Genomic DNA, 15,161 nt, shown 5'->3' on the forward strand with positions numbered 1-15,161 from the left:
GGCCTCATGAACCCTTCCTCCCGCGCTCTACCGGGCTATCGCCCGCACAGCCTCTTGCCGCCCCTCACCCGCCGCGCGGCTTGCGGCCGCGCACGAAGGCCCGATCGGTGGCCATGAACCGGGCCAGCATCGGAGCGACCAGGCGCGCGGGCTCGGCCGGCTTGCCGCCGGTTTCGGCGGCCAGGGCCTGGGCGTAGGCGAGAAGATCGCGATGCAGGCCGGCCGGCACCTCAAGGTTCAGCTTGACGGGGGTTTCGTCTTCGAGGGGACCAAGCTTCAGCTTGTTCATGGGCGGATTCCGGGGTTGTAGGGCTCAAGGACGAGGTCCTTGGTCAGGAGGACGCGCAGCGGCGTCCCGGGGCGAAGGGTCAGGGTCGGGCCGCGGTCGAGACTTCGTCCGACCGCCTGGCGGCCGACGTCGCTTACCGCCTCGGCCGCGCCGCGACGGATGGCGCGGGCCAGATCGGACGCCTCGCTGGAGGTCCCGCTTTCGGCGCCGATCGCCAGAAGGGTGCTCAAGGCCGCCGCCGCCAGGACCTGGCCGCCGTGGCGATCGACGCCATCCTGAAGTCCCGCCAGACCTTGCGGGTCGGCGGCCGGCAGCTTGTCGAGCACGATCGAGCGGCCCGAGGGCAGGATCAGCCGCGTCCAGGCCACCCGCAGCCGGCTTTGGCCGCTCTTGACCTCGGCCTCATAGTCGCCGACCAGCCGCGCCCCGGCCGGGATCAGCAAGACGCCGCCGCCCAGGCTGTCAAAGACGTCCTGAGTGACCTGGGCGATGGCCAGACCGGGCGCGTCGGCGCGCACGCCGGTGACCAGGGCGGCGGGGATCACCGCCCCGGCCTGCAGCAGGTAGGGCGAGGCCGGATCGCGCAGGCGCTCGAGGCTGGTGGTGCGCGGATCGGGCCCCTCCAACACCGCCGCGGTGGGTGAAACCACGGGAGTCGCGTCCGGCTCGCCGCGCCCCCCCGCGAAGAGACCGCTCCGCACGGCCGCGCGCCGCGCCGCCGCCCGCGCCTGGCGCGCGTCATCGGCCGGCCCGGTGACAGCGGGTGTGGCCAAGGCCGGATCGACCGCGGACAAGCCGACAGGGTCTCCCGGCGCCGCCTCCCCGCCCCGCGCCACGCGCGCCGCCAGCATCGGCCGGCCAAGATCGCCCGGCAGCGGCGGGCCGAGCGCCGGAACCCCGGCCGGCCCGGTATAGCCCTTGGGCAAGGCCGTCACCCGCTCGGACGGGGTGGCGACCGGCGGGGCGTCATCGACCTTCGGCGCGGCCCGGCGATGGTCGAGCATCGACCAGCCGACCGCGCCAAAAAGGCCAAGGGCGATGAGAGCGCTGGCGATGACCAGGGCCCGGCGCGAAATCCTGGCCACCGGCGCGGGACTGGCGCGCAGGCGCAGGGACTTGGCGATGGCCTCCTCGGCCGGGGTGCGCTCGCCGCTCATCGCCGAGCCTCGATCGCGCCGGCGACACGCACGATCACCACCCGCCGGGCCTGACGCTTGATCCCCAAGCGCAGCTCGACCCGGTCGAACAGGCGATCGAGCACGATCCGCCGCCCCTCGACGCGGTAGTTGACGAGCTCGCTGGCCTTGCCGTCCTGGCTCAGCCGATAGAGCGGCGGCAGGTCGTCCAGCGTGACGCCGGGGCCAAACTCGATATAGGCCCGCTGGCCGTCGTCGAACACGGCGACCGGCCGCCAGGCCGGATGATCCCCCTCGATCCGGTAGGCTCGGTTGACGCGCGAGAGATCAAGGCCCGGCCTGGCCGGCGGCGCGGCCACCAGAACCGGCGTCGCCCTTTGCGGATAGCGCCACGAGACCCGCGCCTGCCAGGTCCGGTCCGAGGCGCGAAGCTCCAGATGGTAGGCGCGCCGGTCGGTGTTGATCAGCAGGTTGGTCGCCAGCCCGACCTCTGTCGGCTTGACCAGCACGTGGACCCGCCGCGCCTCGCCCGCGCCGCTCACCGTATCGCCGATGATCCAGCGGGCGGTGTCGCCCGCCGCGATGGCCCCTTCCCCCACCAGACGCTCGCCGGGCTCGAGCACGATGTCGCTGATGCGGCCCGGCGTGGCGATCAGCGGATAGACGGCGTCCTCGGCCCAGAGATAGGCGCTCATCCCGGCCGGCGCGGCCAGACGAGGATCGCCCCCGGGGTCAGCCAAGACGCTGGAGGACATCAGGGCCCAGGCCAGGCCCGCGCGGGCGACAAGGCCGCTCATGCGCCAAACTCCTGGGACCAGGCGATCGCGGTGACAAAGACGCCCAGCGGATTGGCGCGCAGGCCCTCGGCGGTGCGCGGCGGCTTGATCGTCACCGTCAGGATGGCGGTCCAGCGCTCGGTGGCGACCAGCCGCCCCGCCTCGAACCGCTGCTCGGTCCAAGCCAGGCGGAAGCTCGCGGGCGAGGCGCGCACCACGCTGGTCACCGCCACGGTGGTTTGGGCGCGTCCGACCTGGCTGAACGGATCGGCCCGCCGGGCGTGGTCGGAGAGCGCCGCCGCGCCCTCGGCCGTCGTGAAGTCGTAGGCCCGCAGCCAGGCCTGGCGCATCAACACCGGATCGGAGCCGATGGTGCGCACGTCGGTGATGAACCGCGCCAGGGTCCAGGCGATCATCGGATCGGTGGCCCGCGCGCCCTGGACGGCGGGCGCGGCGACCCCGGGCTCGCCCAGCCTGTCGACCTCGACGACCCAGGGGGTGATCCCGCCGCGCAGCGACAGGGTGACGAGACCGGCCGAAAGGCCGCCGCTGAGCGCCAGGAGGCCCAAGGCCATCAGTCGCCAATGGAAGGCCTGGACGCGGGCCGATCCCAGCCGCTCGTCCCAGGCCTGGCCGGCGCGTTGGTGGGGCGTCTCGGGCGTTGGTGTCGCGCCATAGCGCGCGGGTCCCTTGAGCGGGCTCATCCTCGATCCTCCGAAAGGCTGGGCGCGGCGCCCGCGCCGGGGTCATCGCCGCTGCCGGCGGCGTGGACGGCCATGGCCGCGCCATGGGTCAGGGCTTGGCGGTGTTCGAGCTCCCGGGCCCAGGCCGGCTGGGCCGACGGATCCTCCGGCTTGCCCGGCGCGGCGGGTCCGCTTGCGCCGCCCTGGCCGCTCGGACCGGCGCTCGACGGCGAAGCTTGGCCGCGCGACGCGGCGGCGCCGGCCCCGCCATCCCCGGGCGGGGGATGAGACGGCCCGCCGCCCGACGGCGCGGGCCCCGCCGGCGGCGCGCGTCCAGCGCCCGCCGCCGCGGCGGCCCCGGCCCCCGAGAGACCGCCGGCGGCCATCTGGGCGGCCGCCGCGCCGGCCATGGCCATGCCGCCGACCACCAGGCCCGTGCCGACCGCGGCCCCGGCCCCCAGGTGCGGCGCGCCCGACACCAGGCCCGAGGCCACGCCGGGCCCAAAGATCGAAAGCCCCAGCAAGGTCAGGGCGGCCAGGGCCATGGCCAGCACCTCTTCTAGGGTCGGTTGGCCGCCGGCCTCGCGAGTGAATTCGGAGAACAGCGACGCGCCGATGCCGACGACGATGGCCAGCACCATGACCTTGACGCCACTGGCGATGACATTGCCCAGCACCTTCTCGGCCAGGAAGGCGGTGCGGCCAAAGAGACCGAACGGCACGAGGACGAAGCCGGCCAGGGTGACGAGCTTGAACTCGATCAAAACCACGAAGACCTGCACGGCGATAATGAAGAAGGCGACGATCACGAAGAGCGCCACCAGGAGCAGGACGACGATCTGGACGATGTTCTCGAAGAAGCCTGGAAAGCCGCCCAGCTCGGCGGCCGCCTCCAAGAGCGGCTTGCAGGACGTCACGCCCAGCGCCGCCAGCCTTCCGGGCCGCAGGAAATCCTCGGCCGAGACCCCCGCCCCCGAGGCCTTGAGGCCAAGCCCCGAAAAGCTCTTCAGCACGATAAAGGACAGGCTCTGGAAGTTGCCGATCAGGAAGGCGAAGAACCCGACATAGAGGGTCTTCTTGATCAGCCGGGCCAGGACGTCCTCGCTCGAGGCCCAGGCCCAAAACAGCGCGGCCAAGGTGACGTCGATGGCCACCAGGGTGGTGGAGAGAAACGCCACCTCCCCGCCCAAGAGGCCAAAGCCGCTGTCGAGATAGCGGTTGAAGGTGTCGAAGAAGCGATCGATGACGCCGACGTCGCTCATGACGCGGCTCCGCCGAAGAACCGGGCCCGGGCCAAGGCCCAGGCGGCCCGGCAGCGCGGGTCCTGTCCCCCGGCCTCGCCTAGAGCTTGGCAACGCGCCAGCTCCGGATCGCGCGGGCCAAGGGCCGGCGCCATGACCGATGACGACGGGGCCGCTCCTCCGGCCAGGACCGCCGCGCCCAGCAGGATGACCAGCGCCGCGCCCCAGGCGAGGGCGCGGCTCATGGCTTGCCGCTCCCCATGAACCTGGAGAAGCGGGCCTTGGCGTCGGCGCGGGCGGCGGCGCGGTCGGCCGCCTCCAGCGCCTGGGCGCGGCCTTGCGCGGCGCTGAGCGCCAGAAGGTCGGCCAGCTGTGCGGCTTGCAGGGCCAGGAGCTGATTGCCGGCTTGGGCGGCTTGCAGGCCGCCGACCGCGCCCTGGCTCTGGCCGACGAGGGCCGCCATCTGGTCACGGCTGGTTTCCAGGCCGCCGACCACGCCGGCCTGGACCTTCAGGGCGTCCTGGAAACCCGCCACCGCCGCGCCCCACCGCGCGTCGGCGCGCTGGGTCAGCGCCGCGTCGCTCACCGACAGGTCGACGGCGCCGTACTGGACGCGGAAGGCTTCGCGGATCTGGCTGACGTCGTAGGCCAGGCCCTGGGCCTGCCCCAAAAGCGCGCGGGTGCGATCGACCTGCGCCTGCAAGGCCGCCAAGGACGAGTACGGGAGGCTGGCCAGGCTCTTGCCCTGGCCGATCAGCATCTGAGCCTGGTTCTGCAGCGAGGTGATCTGGTTGTTGATGGTCTGCAGAGCCCGGGCCGCCTGCAGGACGTTCTGGGCGTAGTTGGTCGGGTCGAAGACGGTGAACTGAGCCCGGGCGAGGGACGGCGCGGCGACGAGCAGGCTGGCGGCCACGAGACGCGCCAGGCGGCGACGGTTGAGGATCATGACGACGTCTCCGGGGCGAGGCTTGCGGGGGCGGCCGATCCGCCCGGCAGGAGGTCGGCGGCCCAGGCCAGGCGCTTGGCGCGCAGCCAGGCGGCGGCGAAGCCCGCCTGGCCGTGGCGGGACAGCAGCGCGCCGATCAGGGCCTGGTCGGCCTTGGCGGACGCGGCGCAGAAGGCCAGGGCCACGGGCCCAAGCCCCAGATCGAACAGGCGGTTCCCGACCCTGGACTGCAGGTAGTAGTCGCGGGCCGGGGTGGCGCGGGCCAGGATCTCGATCTGGCGGTCGTTGAGGCCAAACCGAGCGTAAGCGGCCGCGCCCTGCGGCTCCAGGGCGCGCGGATTGGGCAGGAAGATCCGGGTCGGACAGCTTTCGATGATCGTCGCGGCGATGGCGCTCTGGGTGACATCCGCCAGCGACTGGGTGGCGAAGACGACCGAGGCTTTCTTCTTGCGCAGGGTTTTCAGCCATTCGCGCAGCTGGGCGCCAAAGGCAGGATCATCGAGCGCCAACCAACCCTCGTCGATCAGGATCAGGGTCGGCCGACCATCCAGGCGCCGTTCGATGCGATGGAAGAGATAGGACAGCACCGCCGGCGCGGCCGCCAGGCGGGCCAGGCCCTCGGTCTCGAAGACCTGGAGGTCGCCCTCCCTCAACCGTTCGCTCGCGCCATCCAGCAGACGGCCGTGCGGCCCCCCCAGCACGAACGGCGCGAGCGCGGCCTTCAAGGGCGGGCTGGCCAGCAGCGCCACCAGCCCCGTCAAGGTGCGCTCGGCCACCGGCGCGCCGGAGAGACTGCCCAGCGCCGCCCACAGGTGCTGGCGCACGGCCGGGGTCATGACGACGCCTTCGCGGGCCAGGATCGCCGCCAGCCATTCGCTGGCCCAGGCGCGCTCCTCGGCTAGGTCGATGCGCGCCAGCGGCTGCAGGCTGAGCGCGGCGGCGGCTTCGCCCGAGAGATCATGGACCGCGCCGCCCATGGCCAGAACGGCCGCGCGGCTGGATGCGCCGTGATCAAAAGCAAACAGCTGGGCCTTGGGATAGCGCCGGAACGACAGGGCCAGCATGGCCAGAAGGACGCTCTTGCCCGCGCCCGTGGGCCCCACGACCAGGGTGTGGCCGACATCGTCGACATGCAGGCTGAGGCGAAAGGGCGTGGAGCCGGCCGTGCGGGCGATCAAGAGCGGCGGGCCATCGAGATGGGCGTTGCGCGCCGGTCCGGCCCAGACCGCCGACAGCGGCGCCAGGTGGGCCAGGTTGAGGGTCGAGAGCGGCGGCTGGCGGACATTGGCGTAGACGTGTCCAGGCAGCGTGCCCAGCCAGCCCTCGACGGCGTTGACGCTCTCGCGGATCACCGTCAGCTCGCGGCCCTGGATGACCTTTTCGGCCAGGGCGAGCTTGGCGTCGGCCTGGGCGGGGTCGTCATCCCAGACCACGAGGCTGGTGGTGACATAGGCGTAGGCGACGGCGTCGCCGCCGAGGTCCTGCAAGGCCAGATCCGCCTCGCCAGCCTTGTTGGCCGCGTCGTTGTCGACCAGGGCCGAGGGCTCCTGGGTCAGGGCCTCGCGCAGCAGCGCCAGCACCGACTTGCGCTTGGCAAACCACTGGCGGCGGATCTTGCTCAGAGCCCCGACGGCCTGCGTCTTATCCAGGCACAGCGCCCGGGTCGACCAGCGATAGGCGAAGGCCAGCCGGTTGAGCTCGTCGAGCAGGCCCGGCGTCGTGGCCGGCGGAAAGCCGATGATCGTCAGGACCCGCAGGTGGGCGCCGCCAAGCCTTGGTTCGAGACCGCCGGCCAGGGGCTGGCTGGCCAGCAGGCTGTCGAGATAGATCGGGATCTCGGGGACCGCCACGCGCTGGCGGCCCGTCGAGACCGCCCCGTGCAGCAGGCCCAAGGTCTCCCCGTCGCCCAGCCACGAGCAGCTTGGCATCAGGCCGTCGAGCAAGGCCAGGAACCGGTCGGTGCGATCGATGAAGGCGGCCAGTTCCGCCCGCCAGTCGAGCGCGTCGCCGGCCCGGCCTTCGACGAACAATCGCTCAAGCCGGCCGCGCCGCTCGGCCGGCGGCAAATAGCTGAGGGTCAGGAAGAAGCGGCTCTCATAGTGCTCGCCGCTGTCGACAAAGTCGGCGCGCCGCTCCGCGTCGACCAGGGCCGAGACCGGATCGGGAAAGACGCTGGCCGGATAGGCGGCCGCCGGATCGCGCCTTGCCTCGACGAAGATCGCCCAGCCCGAGCCCAGGCGCCGCAAGGCCCCGTTCAGCCGGGCGGCGATGGCGGCGACCTCGGCGTTGGTGGCGCTGTCGAGATCGGGCCCCCGAAACTCCGCGCTGCGCTGAAAGCCGCCGTCCTTGTTCAAGACCACGCCCGGCGCGACCAAGGCGACCCAGGGCAGATAGTCGGCCAAGAGGCTCGGCCGGCGGCGATACTCGCGAAGGTCAAACACCGCCTAGACCTCGAGATAGGCCGGCAGGCGCACATGGCGGCGGCCAACCTCGACGATCTGGGGATCATGACGCGCGGCCCAGACGGCCAGGCCATGGCCGACCAGCCAGACCAAAAGTCCGACGATCCACAGCCGCAGGCCAAGGCCCAGGGCCGCGGCCAGCGTGCCGTTGACCAGGGCGATGGCGCGCGGCGCCCCGGCCAGCAGCATCGGCTCGGTTAGGGCGCGATGGACGGGCGCGGCGAAGCCGATGGCTCGATCGGCGCCCATCAGACCAGGGCTCCGCCGCCGAACGAAAAGAACGACAGGAAGAACGAGCTGGCGGCGAAGGCGATCGACAGGCCAAAGACGATCTGGATCAGCTTGCGCGAGCCGCCGGAGGTCTCGCCGAAGGCTAGGGTGAGGCCCGTGACGATGATGATGATCACCGCGATGATCTTGGCCACCGGCCCTTCGACGGAGTCGAGGATGCGCTGCAGCGGCTCCTCCCAGGGCATGGACGAGCCGGCCGCCCGCGCGCCCGAGCCGGCCAGGGCGGCGGCCAGGCCCAGGGCGCCGAGGCGGCCAAGATGACCGAGCCGGTCGCGCAGGAAGCCGGCCAGGAGGCGAGCGCGATAGGATGAGGTTTTGGGCATAGGTATCTGAAGTCTCCGGATAAAGGGGATGAGGCTTGAGGGATCAGGCCGGGCTCAGCCGGTAGTCGCCGCCGGGCGAGAGGCCTTCGAGGCGGACGAGTTCGACGAGGCGCCGCTGCTGGCCGCGCCCGAGCAGCACGGCGATCAGGTCGAGGGTTTCGGCGATCAGGCCGCGGGGTGCGGCGACCACCGCCTCCTGGATCAGCTGCTCCAGGCGCATGAGCCCGCCCAGGGCCGAGCCGGCGTGCAGGGTGCTGACCCCGCCCGGATGGCCCGTGCCCCAGGCCTTGACGAGATCGAGGGCCTCGCCGCCGCGCACCTCGCCGATGACGATGCGGTCGGGCCGAAGACGTAAGGCGGCGCGGACAAGGTCGGCCAGACTCGCCAGGCCCTCGGCGGTGCGCAGGGCCAGCCGGTTGGCGGCCGCGCACTGAAGCTCGGGCAGGTCCTCGATCAGCACCACGCGGTCGCCGCTGGCGGCGATTTCGGCCAGGAGCGCGTTGACCAGGGTGGTCTTGCCGCTGGAGGTTGGCCCCACCACCAGGATGTTGCGGCGCGCGACCACCGCCTCGGCCAGCACCTGCGCCTGCCGCGCGTCCATCACCCCGGCGCGGACATAGTCGTCCAACGTGAAGACCAGGCTCGCGGGCTTGCGGATGGCGAAGGCCGGAGCGGCGACCAGCGGCGGGACCAGCCCCTCGAACCGCTCGCCCGAGCCGGGCAGCTCGGCCGACAGCCTCGGACGCCCGGCGTGGATCTCGGCCCCGACATGGTGGGCGACCAGCCGCAGGATCCGCTCGGCGTCGGCGGCCTCGATCCTCAGCCCCGCGTCGACCAGCCCGACGTCAAAGCGGTCGAGCCAGACGCGGCCATCGGGATTGAGCATGACCTCGGCGACGCCGGGATCTTCCAGCCTGGCCAGCAGCAGCGGGCCAAGGGCGGTGCGCAGCATCTGGCGGCTGCGGGCAAGACCGGTCTGGGCGGCTGAGAGGTCCACGAAACATCCCCGTGCTGACGGGGATGACTAAAAGGACCGCGAATGCGCCCGGCTCAACAGCCAAATCGGCCGATCGCGCCCTGGCGTGGAAAGACAGGCGATCGGCGGCGCGCTCCAGAAAAGCGCCAGGACGAAAGCGCGCTGGGACGAAGCCGCCCTAGACGGAGAGAACCTGGGCCGAGGCCGAACGCTCGCCAGCGCGACCGCCGCGGCGGGCCGGCCCGTGGGCGTGCGACCAGGCCGCCGCCAAGAGCTCGGCCGCGGCGCCGTCGTCGAGGCCGGAAAGCCGGGCCAGGATGATCCCCGCCTTGCGTCGGCGGCCCGGCTCGGGCGCGAGGCCATCGCTCAGCGCCAGGGCCCAGGCTTGGCGCGCGGGCGCGATCTTGACCACCGCCCAGCCGGCGGCGGGCCAGCCCAGGGTGGCGAACGCCTGGCCGCCGACCCGAAACTGCACGGCTTCGAGGATGGCGCGCGGGTGAACGCCAGGGCCCACGGCCAGGGCCAGGGCGGAAAATCGGTCTGGGGTCATGGCCTCCTCGTCGGCGGCGGATCAAAAGCCGAGTCGCCGCGCCAAGGCAAAGTCGTCCCGCGCCACGTCAATTCCGGTCGCGCCAGGAGATCGCCCCACGCGCGACGCCCCACGCTCAACCCTCAAGGTCGCCGCTCGAAAGTTTCACGGAACAATGGTATCTAGACTTAAGCGCTTTCCGGGGGGATGCGAATGAAGACGATGATGCTGGTGATCGGCCTTGGCGCCACGGTGCTGGCCAGTGGCCCGGCCCAGGCCTGGAATGGCCGTGGCCACATGATGGTGGCGGCGGTGGCCTGGGAGGAGATGACGCCCAAGGCCAAGGCCCGGGCCGCGGCGCTGCTGCGCAAGAACCCCAACTACGGCGACTGGGTGAAGGGCGTGCCCGTCGAGCTCGCCGACAAGGTGGCGTTCATGAACGCGGCGACCTGGCCCGACGATATCCGTAGCACCCACCAGGACGACGGCTACGATCCGACCGTGCCGCAGGCCGACGACAATGTCGGCTATAGCGATCCCTATGTTCACGCCTATTGGCACTTCACCAACATCGCCTTCTCGATCGACGCGACCCCGGTCCCGCCGCCGCCGGCGGTCAACGCCATCGAGCGGATCAAGCTCTTTAGCGCGACCCTGGCGCCCAGCGGCGACGATGACGTCCAGTCCTACGATCTGGTCTGGGTCGCCCACCTGGTCGGCGACATGCACCAGCCGATGCACGCGACCTCGCGCTATTCGCAGGCCAAGAAGCGCGGCGACAACGGCGGCAACGGCGTCTTCGTCTGCAAGACCGGCCAATGCGACAAGGGCCAGAAGCTGCATCAGTTCTGGGACTACGGGGTCGGCTCGAGCCAGGACTACGCCTCGGTGATCGCCGCCGCCGACAAACTGCCCAAGGCCCCCGCCGCCCAGCGGGCGATCGGCGATCCGGACGCCTGGCTGCAAGAGAGCTATCAGCTGGCCCGGACCAAGGCCTATGTCGATCCGATCGGACCGGCCAAGGGCCCCTATGTCCTGACCACACGCTACCGCGTCGAGGCTGGCCAAACCTGCGAGGCCCAGGTCGCCCTGGCCGGGGCCCGGCTCGCGGACCTCCTCAACGCTCGCCTCGGCTGACCGCAAGCCTCGGACCCGGGCCGCGCGGCCGCGCCCCTCGCCTCACCACCGCTCGTCCTTCAGCAAACGCCGCGATGGACTCGCCGGCGCGGTCGGCCGATGATCGAGCGTCCGCGACCAGGAGGAACGAGTTTGAGCGCCGAGCCGGAATTCGCCCAGATGGCGGCCGATTTCGCGGCGGGCAAGACCGAAGCGATCCTGATGCACATCGACACCACCAAGCTCCTGACCCGCGAGGAATGGGAGCTCCTCAAGGCGTCCGGGGCCACCGTGGTCGTGATCCAAAAGTCCCCGCCCGACGACAAGCCATAGCCCTCGCCGCCTCGCCCTAGACCGAGGCAGGCGGGATGTGGAACGACTTGAAGCTGACGTGCGCGACCGGAGCCCCGGGCGTGGCGATGCGGCGGATGTCGGCCCAGGTCTGCTTGTAGTTGGGGATCAAAAGCTCGTTGACGCCGCCCGAGACGACATTGCCCTGAACGCCCAGGGGCTGGCCAAACACCATGAAGGCCTCCTTGCGCCGCGCGGTCGGGGTCGGATAGGCCATGGCCTGGGTCGAGCCGCTGTCGTTGTGGATTTCCACGAGATCGCCGGCCGCCGCGCCCAGCTCGGCCAGGTCGTCGGGATGCAGCTCGACATAGGGATAGGGCGTGCGATCGCTCACCAGCGCGCTGGCCTGATCGAGATAGGCGCTCTGCCAGATGTGGTTGGCGCGGCCATTGTTGATCAGATAGGCGAACTTCGCCTTCTGCTCCGCCTTGCCCGCCGCCTGCAGCCCGCGCCAGGGCGTTCCCAGGAACTGGGCCCGGCCATTGGGACGATCGAACTTGCCGTCGGCGTAGAGGCGCTTGGTGCCGACGATCCGGCCCGCCTCCACCCCGACCGCCGGTTCCTGGAAGCCATTGGTCCCCAAGGCCCGCAAGGCCGCGTAGGTGACGTGCTGACCGCCCTTGGCGTGGCGATGATAGCCATCGAGGAAGGCGTCCTCCTCGCTGGCCCAGTCAAACCCCTCGAAGGCCTTGGCGCGCGCGCCCAGGCCAAGCGCCGTAAAGCTGCGCGCCATCGCCTGGGCCAGGCCGGCGGCGATCAGGCAATCGGGCCTGGCCTGGCCGGGCGGGTCCATATAGCGCTCGCTCAGCCGCATGCGCCGCTCGCCGTTCATCGAGGTCAGGTTCATCTCGCCGGCGGTGGCGGCCGGCAGGATCACATGGGCGGCCTCGCCGATCTTGCTGGGCACGATATCGACGTCGACCGCGAAGAGACCGCCGCGATGGATGGCCTCCACGATGACGTCGACCAGCGCCTTGCGGTCGCCATAGGCCACGCCGTTGATGGCGTCCTTGACGATGTCGGTGCGGCGCTTGTAGGCGCGCTTGAAGGCCATGGCGTTGAGGGTGGTCTTGTAGTGATCGCAGCCCCAGACGTGATGCACGCCCCCACCGCCCTCCATCAGCAGCTTGTCCACGTAAACCGCGGGTCGGCTCCCCGGATAGTCGGGCCGCACATAGCCTTCCTGGTGGCCGCCCAGCCGCACGCAGCCGCCGCCGGGCCGCCCGACATTGCCGGTGGCGAGGGCCAGGTTCACGAGAGCGGCGTTGGTGCGGTAGTTGTCATTGCCCCAGATCAGCCCCTTCTCGTAGGCGAACATCGTGCGCCGGCGCGCCCCGCCGGCCTTGGGCCGCGCGATCCAGGCGGCGGCCTTGATCAGAGCCGCCTCGGGCACGCCGGTGATGGCGGCGGTCTCGGCCAGCGATAGCCGGCTCTCGGCGCGCGCGGTCTCGAAGTCCTCGGTCGAGGCGGCGATGAACGGCCGGTCGATCCAGCCGCGCTCGGCGATATAGGTCAAAAGGCCGTTGAACAGCGCCAGATCCGTCCCCGACTGGATCGCCAAGTGCAGCACGCGATCGGGACCGGCCTCGAACTCGCAGGCGCTGAGCGTCACGGTGCGGCGCGGATCGACGATGATGATCCGCGAAGGCTCGGACCTTTCGCCGTTGAAGGCGGAAGCCTTCTTGTCGTCGGTCATCCCCCGCAGGTTCGGGATCCAGTGGTTGAGGAAATAGTTGGTCTGGGTCTCGAGCGGATTGGCGCCGACCACGAACAGAGTGTCGGCGAGCTCGGCGTCCTCGTAGCAATTGTTGAGCTCGCCCACGCCCATGTCGCGGGTGGCGTGGACCTCGGAGTTGTAGGCCGGCCGGTTGTGGATGCGGATGTTCTTGACCTTGAGCGCCCCGAAATAGAGCTTTCCGGTCGCCCAGGTGTTCTCGTAGCCGCCGCCGGCCCCGCCGTGGTCGAAGGCCGAGACCACGAGGCCATCATCCCCCTGCTCGGCGATCACCCGGGCGGTGACGTCGGCCACCAGCGACAGGGCGTCGTCCCAGCTCGTCGGCTGTAGCTGGCCATAGCGCCAGACCAGCGGATCAGTCAGACGCTGTCGCTGGGTTCCGCGCTCGGCCGAATAGCTGAGCTCGGCCATCCGCGCCCCGCGGATCGACCCCAGCCCCGAATTGACCACGCAGTCGGCGTCGGGCTTGAGCACCAGGTGAACGTCCTGACCGTTCTGCTTGACCAGATTGTACATCGAGGCCGGATACCAGGCCGGCGACTCCGCCCCCTGCTGGACGCCAAGATCCTGGCCAAACTTGTTCTGCGACGCCGCCCGCCCGCCTTCCCGCCGCGCGGGCCAAGTGTAGGCCTTGTAGCCGCAGCCGACGATGCAGAAGTGGCAGACGACATGGCGCTCGGCCGCGTCGGCCGGAACGATCGGCAGCCGGTCCACCTGGCGCTTGAACGACATCGTCGCCTCCCCTGTTAGAGAACGTTCGAGACCCGGCCGTAGAGCAACTCGTCGACGCTTTCGGCATAGATGTCGCCGGCTTCGTCGACCCGCAGGCGATATTGCGGAAGGTTCTGGGTGGCGTGGCCCCAGATCTGCTGGCCGGCCTTTTCGCAGTCGAAGCGCGAATAGTGGCCGAGGCAGGTCAGGGTCCGGTCCGAGGGCTCGTAGCGCAGCGGATAGCCCCGGTGAGGACACAGACTGGAGAAGGCGACGATGTCCCCGTCCGGCCCGACGCCGCCCGGAACCGGCCGACCCAGCTTGACCAAGATGCCGAGCGCGTCCGGGTCGGGATAGGCCACATCCACAGGCGCGTTAATCTTGAGGTCTCGAACATTGGCCAGCCGCGCACCGGGATAGCTGACCAGCGCTGGCCCCGAGCCACCCGTCCCGGGCTTGGCCTCGACGGCGACCGCGCTCGCGCCTACCGCCGCCCCGGCCGCGGCGCCCGCCGCCGCCAGACCGGCGCCGGACAGGAACTGGCGCCGCGCCAGGGCGCGCCGATCCATCTCTGACATGCCACCCCCACACCCTCAAAGATGCGGCGACGTTAACATCTCAATTCACAGCAGACTACCGGTATAGTAGAATATTTCCGACATACACGTCACTTTCCAGCCACCGATCGCGCCGTCCCCCGCTCCCGCCCAGCCAAGCGTCGCGGCCTGTCGCGAAATCGCCGCCGCGCAAGCGCGAAGTCCACGGACGGTTCGCGCGCTTGACGCGCGAGCCTCCAACCGCTTCAAAATCACGATCGCCTCAGGAGAGCCGCCATGTCCCTCATGTCGCTGACCGCCGACGAGCGCGCCACCCTCATCGAAATCCGCGACGCCGGCAGTCTCGTGCTGCTGCCCGAAGCCCGAAGCTTCGCCAGCGCCGAAAGCCTGACGCGCAAGGGCCTGGCGCGCGCGGTCAGCCTTCGCGGCGTCAAGACCTCGACGTTCCTGCTTTCCGGCGAAGGCCATGCGGCGGCCGGCAAACCCTCACCTATCACTGAGGCCTAGTCGCCCCGATTCAGGGCTCGACCGCAGCGCGCCAACCGCGGAACTTGGCGCGCTTCCGGACATGAGACTTTGAAAATTGGCGGTGGAGCGCGGAACATTGTGCTGTGATTATGTAACGCGTTTTCAGAGTCGTTCGCAAAAGCTATAGAGCCGGCATGGACGGGATGACGACATGGCGGCGGAACCTGGGAGGCCTTCTGGCCGCCTGCGTCCTGGCGCTGCTCGTCCTGATCCCAACCCTCGCCTCGGCCAGCTGCATCTGCGACGAGCGGCCGGCCAGCGTCGCCGAGCAGACCATCCAGGCCGACCAGAAGCACGACAGCGCGCCCTGCAGGGCCGCCTGCTGCCTGGGCGGTCACTGCCATCATGGCGGTTCACTGATCGAAACCCCTGTCGAGGTGATCTCAGCACCGGCGCCCAAGACCGCCGAGCACATTCTGGTCCCCGCCCTGGCGCCGGCCTCGCACATCTCCTCCCCGCTCGACCACCCGCCTCGCGCCTGACGGCTTGCGCGCCTTTCGCGCGCCACCGT

18 protein-coding genes are annotated in these 15,161 nt (G+C 70.7%); 4 read left to right on the plus strand and 14 right to left on the minus strand.

The features are described from left to right. Positions 1–64: 64 nt before the first annotated feature. From CSEG_RS12505 to CSEG_RS21610, 12 genes are all read right to left on the minus strand, one after another. On the minus strand, positions 65–289 hold the full coding sequence (locus CSEG_RS12505) for a DUF2274 domain-containing protein (RefSeq protein ID WP_013079601.1): 225 nt from the start codon (positions 287–289) through the stop codon (positions 65–67). Further along, positions 286–1,446 carry a TraB/TrbI/VirB10 family type IV secretion system protein gene (locus CSEG_RS12510; protein ID WP_013079602.1) on the minus strand — a complete coding sequence of 387 codons (1,161 nt, stop codon included), beginning with the start codon at positions 1,444–1,446 and terminating at the stop codon, positions 286–288. Before CSEG_RS12510 ends, CSEG_RS12505 begins: the two co-directional genes overlap by 4 nt. Beyond that, on the minus strand, positions 1,443–2,222 hold the full coding sequence (trbG, locus tag CSEG_RS12515; protein WP_013079603.1) for a P-type conjugative transfer protein TrbG: 780 nt from the start codon (positions 2,220–2,222) through the stop codon (positions 1,443–1,445). Before trbG ends, CSEG_RS12510 begins: the two co-directional genes overlap by 4 nt. Further along, on the minus strand, positions 2,219–2,905 hold the full coding sequence (trbF, locus tag CSEG_RS12520; RefSeq protein ID WP_013079604.1) for a conjugal transfer protein TrbF: 687 nt from the start codon (positions 2,903–2,905) through the stop codon (positions 2,219–2,221). Before trbF ends, trbG begins: the two co-directional genes overlap by 4 nt. Next, positions 2,902–4,146 (minus strand): P-type conjugative transfer protein TrbL, encoded by a 1,245-nt coding sequence (gene trbL, locus CSEG_RS12525; RefSeq protein WP_013079605.1) that lies wholly within the window; start codon positions 4,144–4,146, stop codon positions 2,902–2,904. The genes trbF and trbL overlap by 4 nt, the downstream gene beginning before the upstream one ends. Continuing rightward, positions 4,143–4,370, minus strand: coding sequence for a putative entry exclusion protein TrbK-alt (gene trbK-alt, locus CSEG_RS12530; protein ID WP_013079606.1), 228 nt, complete (start codon positions 4,368–4,370; stop codon positions 4,143–4,145). Before trbK-alt ends, trbL begins: the two co-directional genes overlap by 4 nt. Then, the gene (trbJ, locus tag CSEG_RS12535; protein WP_013079607.1) at positions 4,367–5,071 is read right to left on the minus strand and encodes a P-type conjugative transfer protein TrbJ; all 705 of its coding nucleotides are present in this window, start codon (positions 5,069–5,071) and stop codon (positions 4,367–4,369) included. The genes trbK-alt and trbJ overlap by 4 nt, the downstream gene beginning before the upstream one ends. Then, positions 5,068–7,512: a conjugal transfer protein TrbE gene (gene trbE / locus CSEG_RS12540; RefSeq protein ID WP_013079608.1), complete on the minus strand. Its 2,445-nt coding sequence runs from the start codon at positions 7,510–7,512 to the stop codon at positions 5,068–5,070. Before trbE ends, trbJ begins: the two co-directional genes overlap by 4 nt. Positions 7,513–7,515: 3 nt before the next feature. Beyond that, positions 7,516–7,782 (minus strand): VirB3 family type IV secretion system protein, encoded by a 267-nt coding sequence (locus CSEG_RS12545; RefSeq protein WP_013079609.1) that lies wholly within the window; start codon positions 7,780–7,782, stop codon positions 7,516–7,518. Further along, positions 7,782–8,147 (minus strand): TrbC/VirB2 family type IV secretion system protein, encoded by a 366-nt coding sequence (locus CSEG_RS12550; RefSeq protein WP_013079610.1) that lies wholly within the window; start codon positions 8,145–8,147, stop codon positions 7,782–7,784. Before CSEG_RS12550 ends, CSEG_RS12545 begins: the two co-directional genes overlap by 1 nt. Positions 8,148–8,190: 43 nt before the next feature. Beyond that, positions 8,191–9,099 (minus strand): P-type conjugative transfer ATPase TrbB, encoded by a 909-nt coding sequence (gene trbB, locus CSEG_RS12555; protein WP_041538293.1) that lies wholly within the window; start codon positions 9,097–9,099, stop codon positions 8,191–8,193. A gap of 202 nt (positions 9,100–9,301) precedes the next feature. Continuing rightward, positions 9,302–9,673 carry an MmcQ/YjbR family DNA-binding protein gene (locus tag CSEG_RS21610; RefSeq protein WP_013079612.1) on the minus strand — a complete coding sequence of 124 codons (372 nt, stop codon included), beginning with the start codon at positions 9,671–9,673 and terminating at the stop codon, positions 9,302–9,304. A 192-nt stretch (positions 9,674–9,865) separates the two neighbouring features. Here CSEG_RS21610 and CSEG_RS12565 point away from each other — a divergent pair, with 192 nt between their 5' ends. Both CSEG_RS12565 and CSEG_RS12570 read left to right on the plus strand, forming a co-directional pair. Continuing rightward, positions 9,866–10,789 (plus strand): S1/P1 nuclease, encoded by a 924-nt coding sequence (locus tag CSEG_RS12565; RefSeq protein WP_013079613.1) that lies wholly within the window; start codon positions 9,866–9,868, stop codon positions 10,787–10,789. A gap of 132 nt (positions 10,790–10,921) precedes the next feature. After that, the gene (locus CSEG_RS12570) at positions 10,922–11,101 is read left to right on the plus strand and encodes a hypothetical protein (protein ID WP_013079614.1); all 180 of its coding nucleotides are present in this window, start codon (positions 10,922–10,924) and stop codon (positions 11,099–11,101) included. Between the two features lie 16 nt (positions 11,102–11,117). Here the strand turns inward: CSEG_RS12570 and CSEG_RS12575 are convergent, their stop codons facing one another. Both CSEG_RS12575 and CSEG_RS12580 read right to left on the minus strand, forming a co-directional pair. Next, positions 11,118–13,586: an arsenate reductase (azurin) large subunit gene (locus tag CSEG_RS12575; protein ID WP_013079615.1), complete on the minus strand. Its 2,469-nt coding sequence runs from the start codon at positions 13,584–13,586 to the stop codon at positions 11,118–11,120. Between the two features lie 14 nt (positions 13,587–13,600). After that, on the minus strand, positions 13,601–14,143 hold the full coding sequence (locus tag CSEG_RS12580; protein WP_041538295.1) for an arsenate reductase (azurin) small subunit: 543 nt from the start codon (positions 14,141–14,143) through the stop codon (positions 13,601–13,603). Positions 14,144–14,398: 255 nt separating this feature from the next. Here CSEG_RS12580 and CSEG_RS12585 point away from each other — a divergent pair, with 255 nt between their 5' ends. After that, complete coding sequence (locus tag CSEG_RS12585) at positions 14,399–14,629, plus strand: hypothetical protein (protein ID WP_013079617.1); 231 nt, start codon at positions 14,399–14,401, stop codon at positions 14,627–14,629. Between the two features lie 155 nt (positions 14,630–14,784). Next, the gene (locus tag CSEG_RS12590; protein WP_013079618.1) at positions 14,785–15,132 is read left to right on the plus strand and encodes a hypothetical protein; all 348 of its coding nucleotides are present in this window, start codon (positions 14,785–14,787) and stop codon (positions 15,130–15,132) included. Positions 15,133–15,161: the final 29 nt, after the last annotated feature.

Origin of the sequence: Caulobacter segnis ATCC 21756, from assembly GCF_000092285.1 — a bacterium.
In the GTDB taxonomy this organism is placed as follows: Bacteria; Pseudomonadota; Alphaproteobacteria; order Caulobacterales; family Caulobacteraceae; genus Caulobacter; species Caulobacter segnis.

Excerpts from the sequence above, each read along its gene's own strand:
- CSEG_RS12545 (WP_013079609.1), bottom strand. The coding sequence starts at position 7,782 with ATGGGCGCCGATCGAGCCATCGGCTTCGCCGCGCCCGTCCATCGCGCC.
- CSEG_RS12505 (WP_013079601.1), bottom strand. The coding sequence starts at position 289 with ATGAACAAGCTGAAGCTTGGTCCCCTCGAAGACGAAACCCCCGTCAAG.
- trbF (WP_013079604.1), bottom strand. The coding sequence starts at position 2,905 with ATGAGCCCGCTCAAGGGACCCGCGCGCTATGGCGCGACACCAACGCCC.
- CSEG_RS12565 (WP_013079613.1), top strand. The coding sequence starts at position 9,866 with ATGAAGACGATGATGCTGGTGATCGGCCTTGGCGCCACGGTGCTGGCC.
- trbB (WP_041538293.1), bottom strand. The coding sequence starts at position 9,099 with ATGCTGCGCACCGCCCTTGGCCCGCTGCTGCTGGCCAGGCTGGAAGAT.
- trbJ (WP_013079607.1), bottom strand. The coding sequence starts at position 5,071 with ATGATCCTCAACCGTCGCCGCCTGGCGCGTCTCGTGGCCGCCAGCCTG.
- CSEG_RS12510 (WP_013079602.1), bottom strand. The coding sequence starts at position 1,446 with ATGAGCGGCGAGCGCACCCCGGCCGAGGAGGCCATCGCCAAGTCCCTG.
- CSEG_RS12575 (WP_013079615.1), bottom strand. The coding sequence starts at position 13,586 with ATGTCGTTCAAGCGCCAGGTGGACCGGCTGCCGATCGTTCCGGCCGAC.
- CSEG_RS12585 (WP_013079617.1), top strand. The coding sequence starts at position 14,399 with ATGTCCCTCATGTCGCTGACCGCCGACGAGCGCGCCACCCTCATCGAA.
- trbK-alt (WP_013079606.1), bottom strand. The coding sequence starts at position 4,370 with ATGAGCCGCGCCCTCGCCTGGGGCGCGGCGCTGGTCATCCTGCTGGGC.
- trbL (WP_013079605.1), bottom strand. The coding sequence starts at position 4,146 with ATGAGCGACGTCGGCGTCATCGATCGCTTCTTCGACACCTTCAACCGC.
- CSEG_RS12550 (WP_013079610.1), bottom strand. The coding sequence starts at position 8,147 with ATGCCCAAAACCTCATCCTATCGCGCTCGCCTCCTGGCCGGCTTCCTG.
- CSEG_RS12580 (WP_041538295.1), bottom strand. The coding sequence starts at position 14,143 with ATGTCAGAGATGGATCGGCGCGCCCTGGCGCGGCGCCAGTTCCTGTCC.
- trbG (WP_013079603.1), bottom strand. The coding sequence starts at position 2,222 with ATGAGCGGCCTTGTCGCCCGCGCGGGCCTGGCCTGGGCCCTGATGTCC.
- CSEG_RS12590 (WP_013079618.1), top strand. The coding sequence starts at position 14,785 with ATGGACGGGATGACGACATGGCGGCGGAACCTGGGAGGCCTTCTGGCC.
- CSEG_RS21610 (WP_013079612.1), bottom strand. The coding sequence starts at position 9,673 with ATGACCCCAGACCGATTTTCCGCCCTGGCCCTGGCCGTGGGCCCTGGC.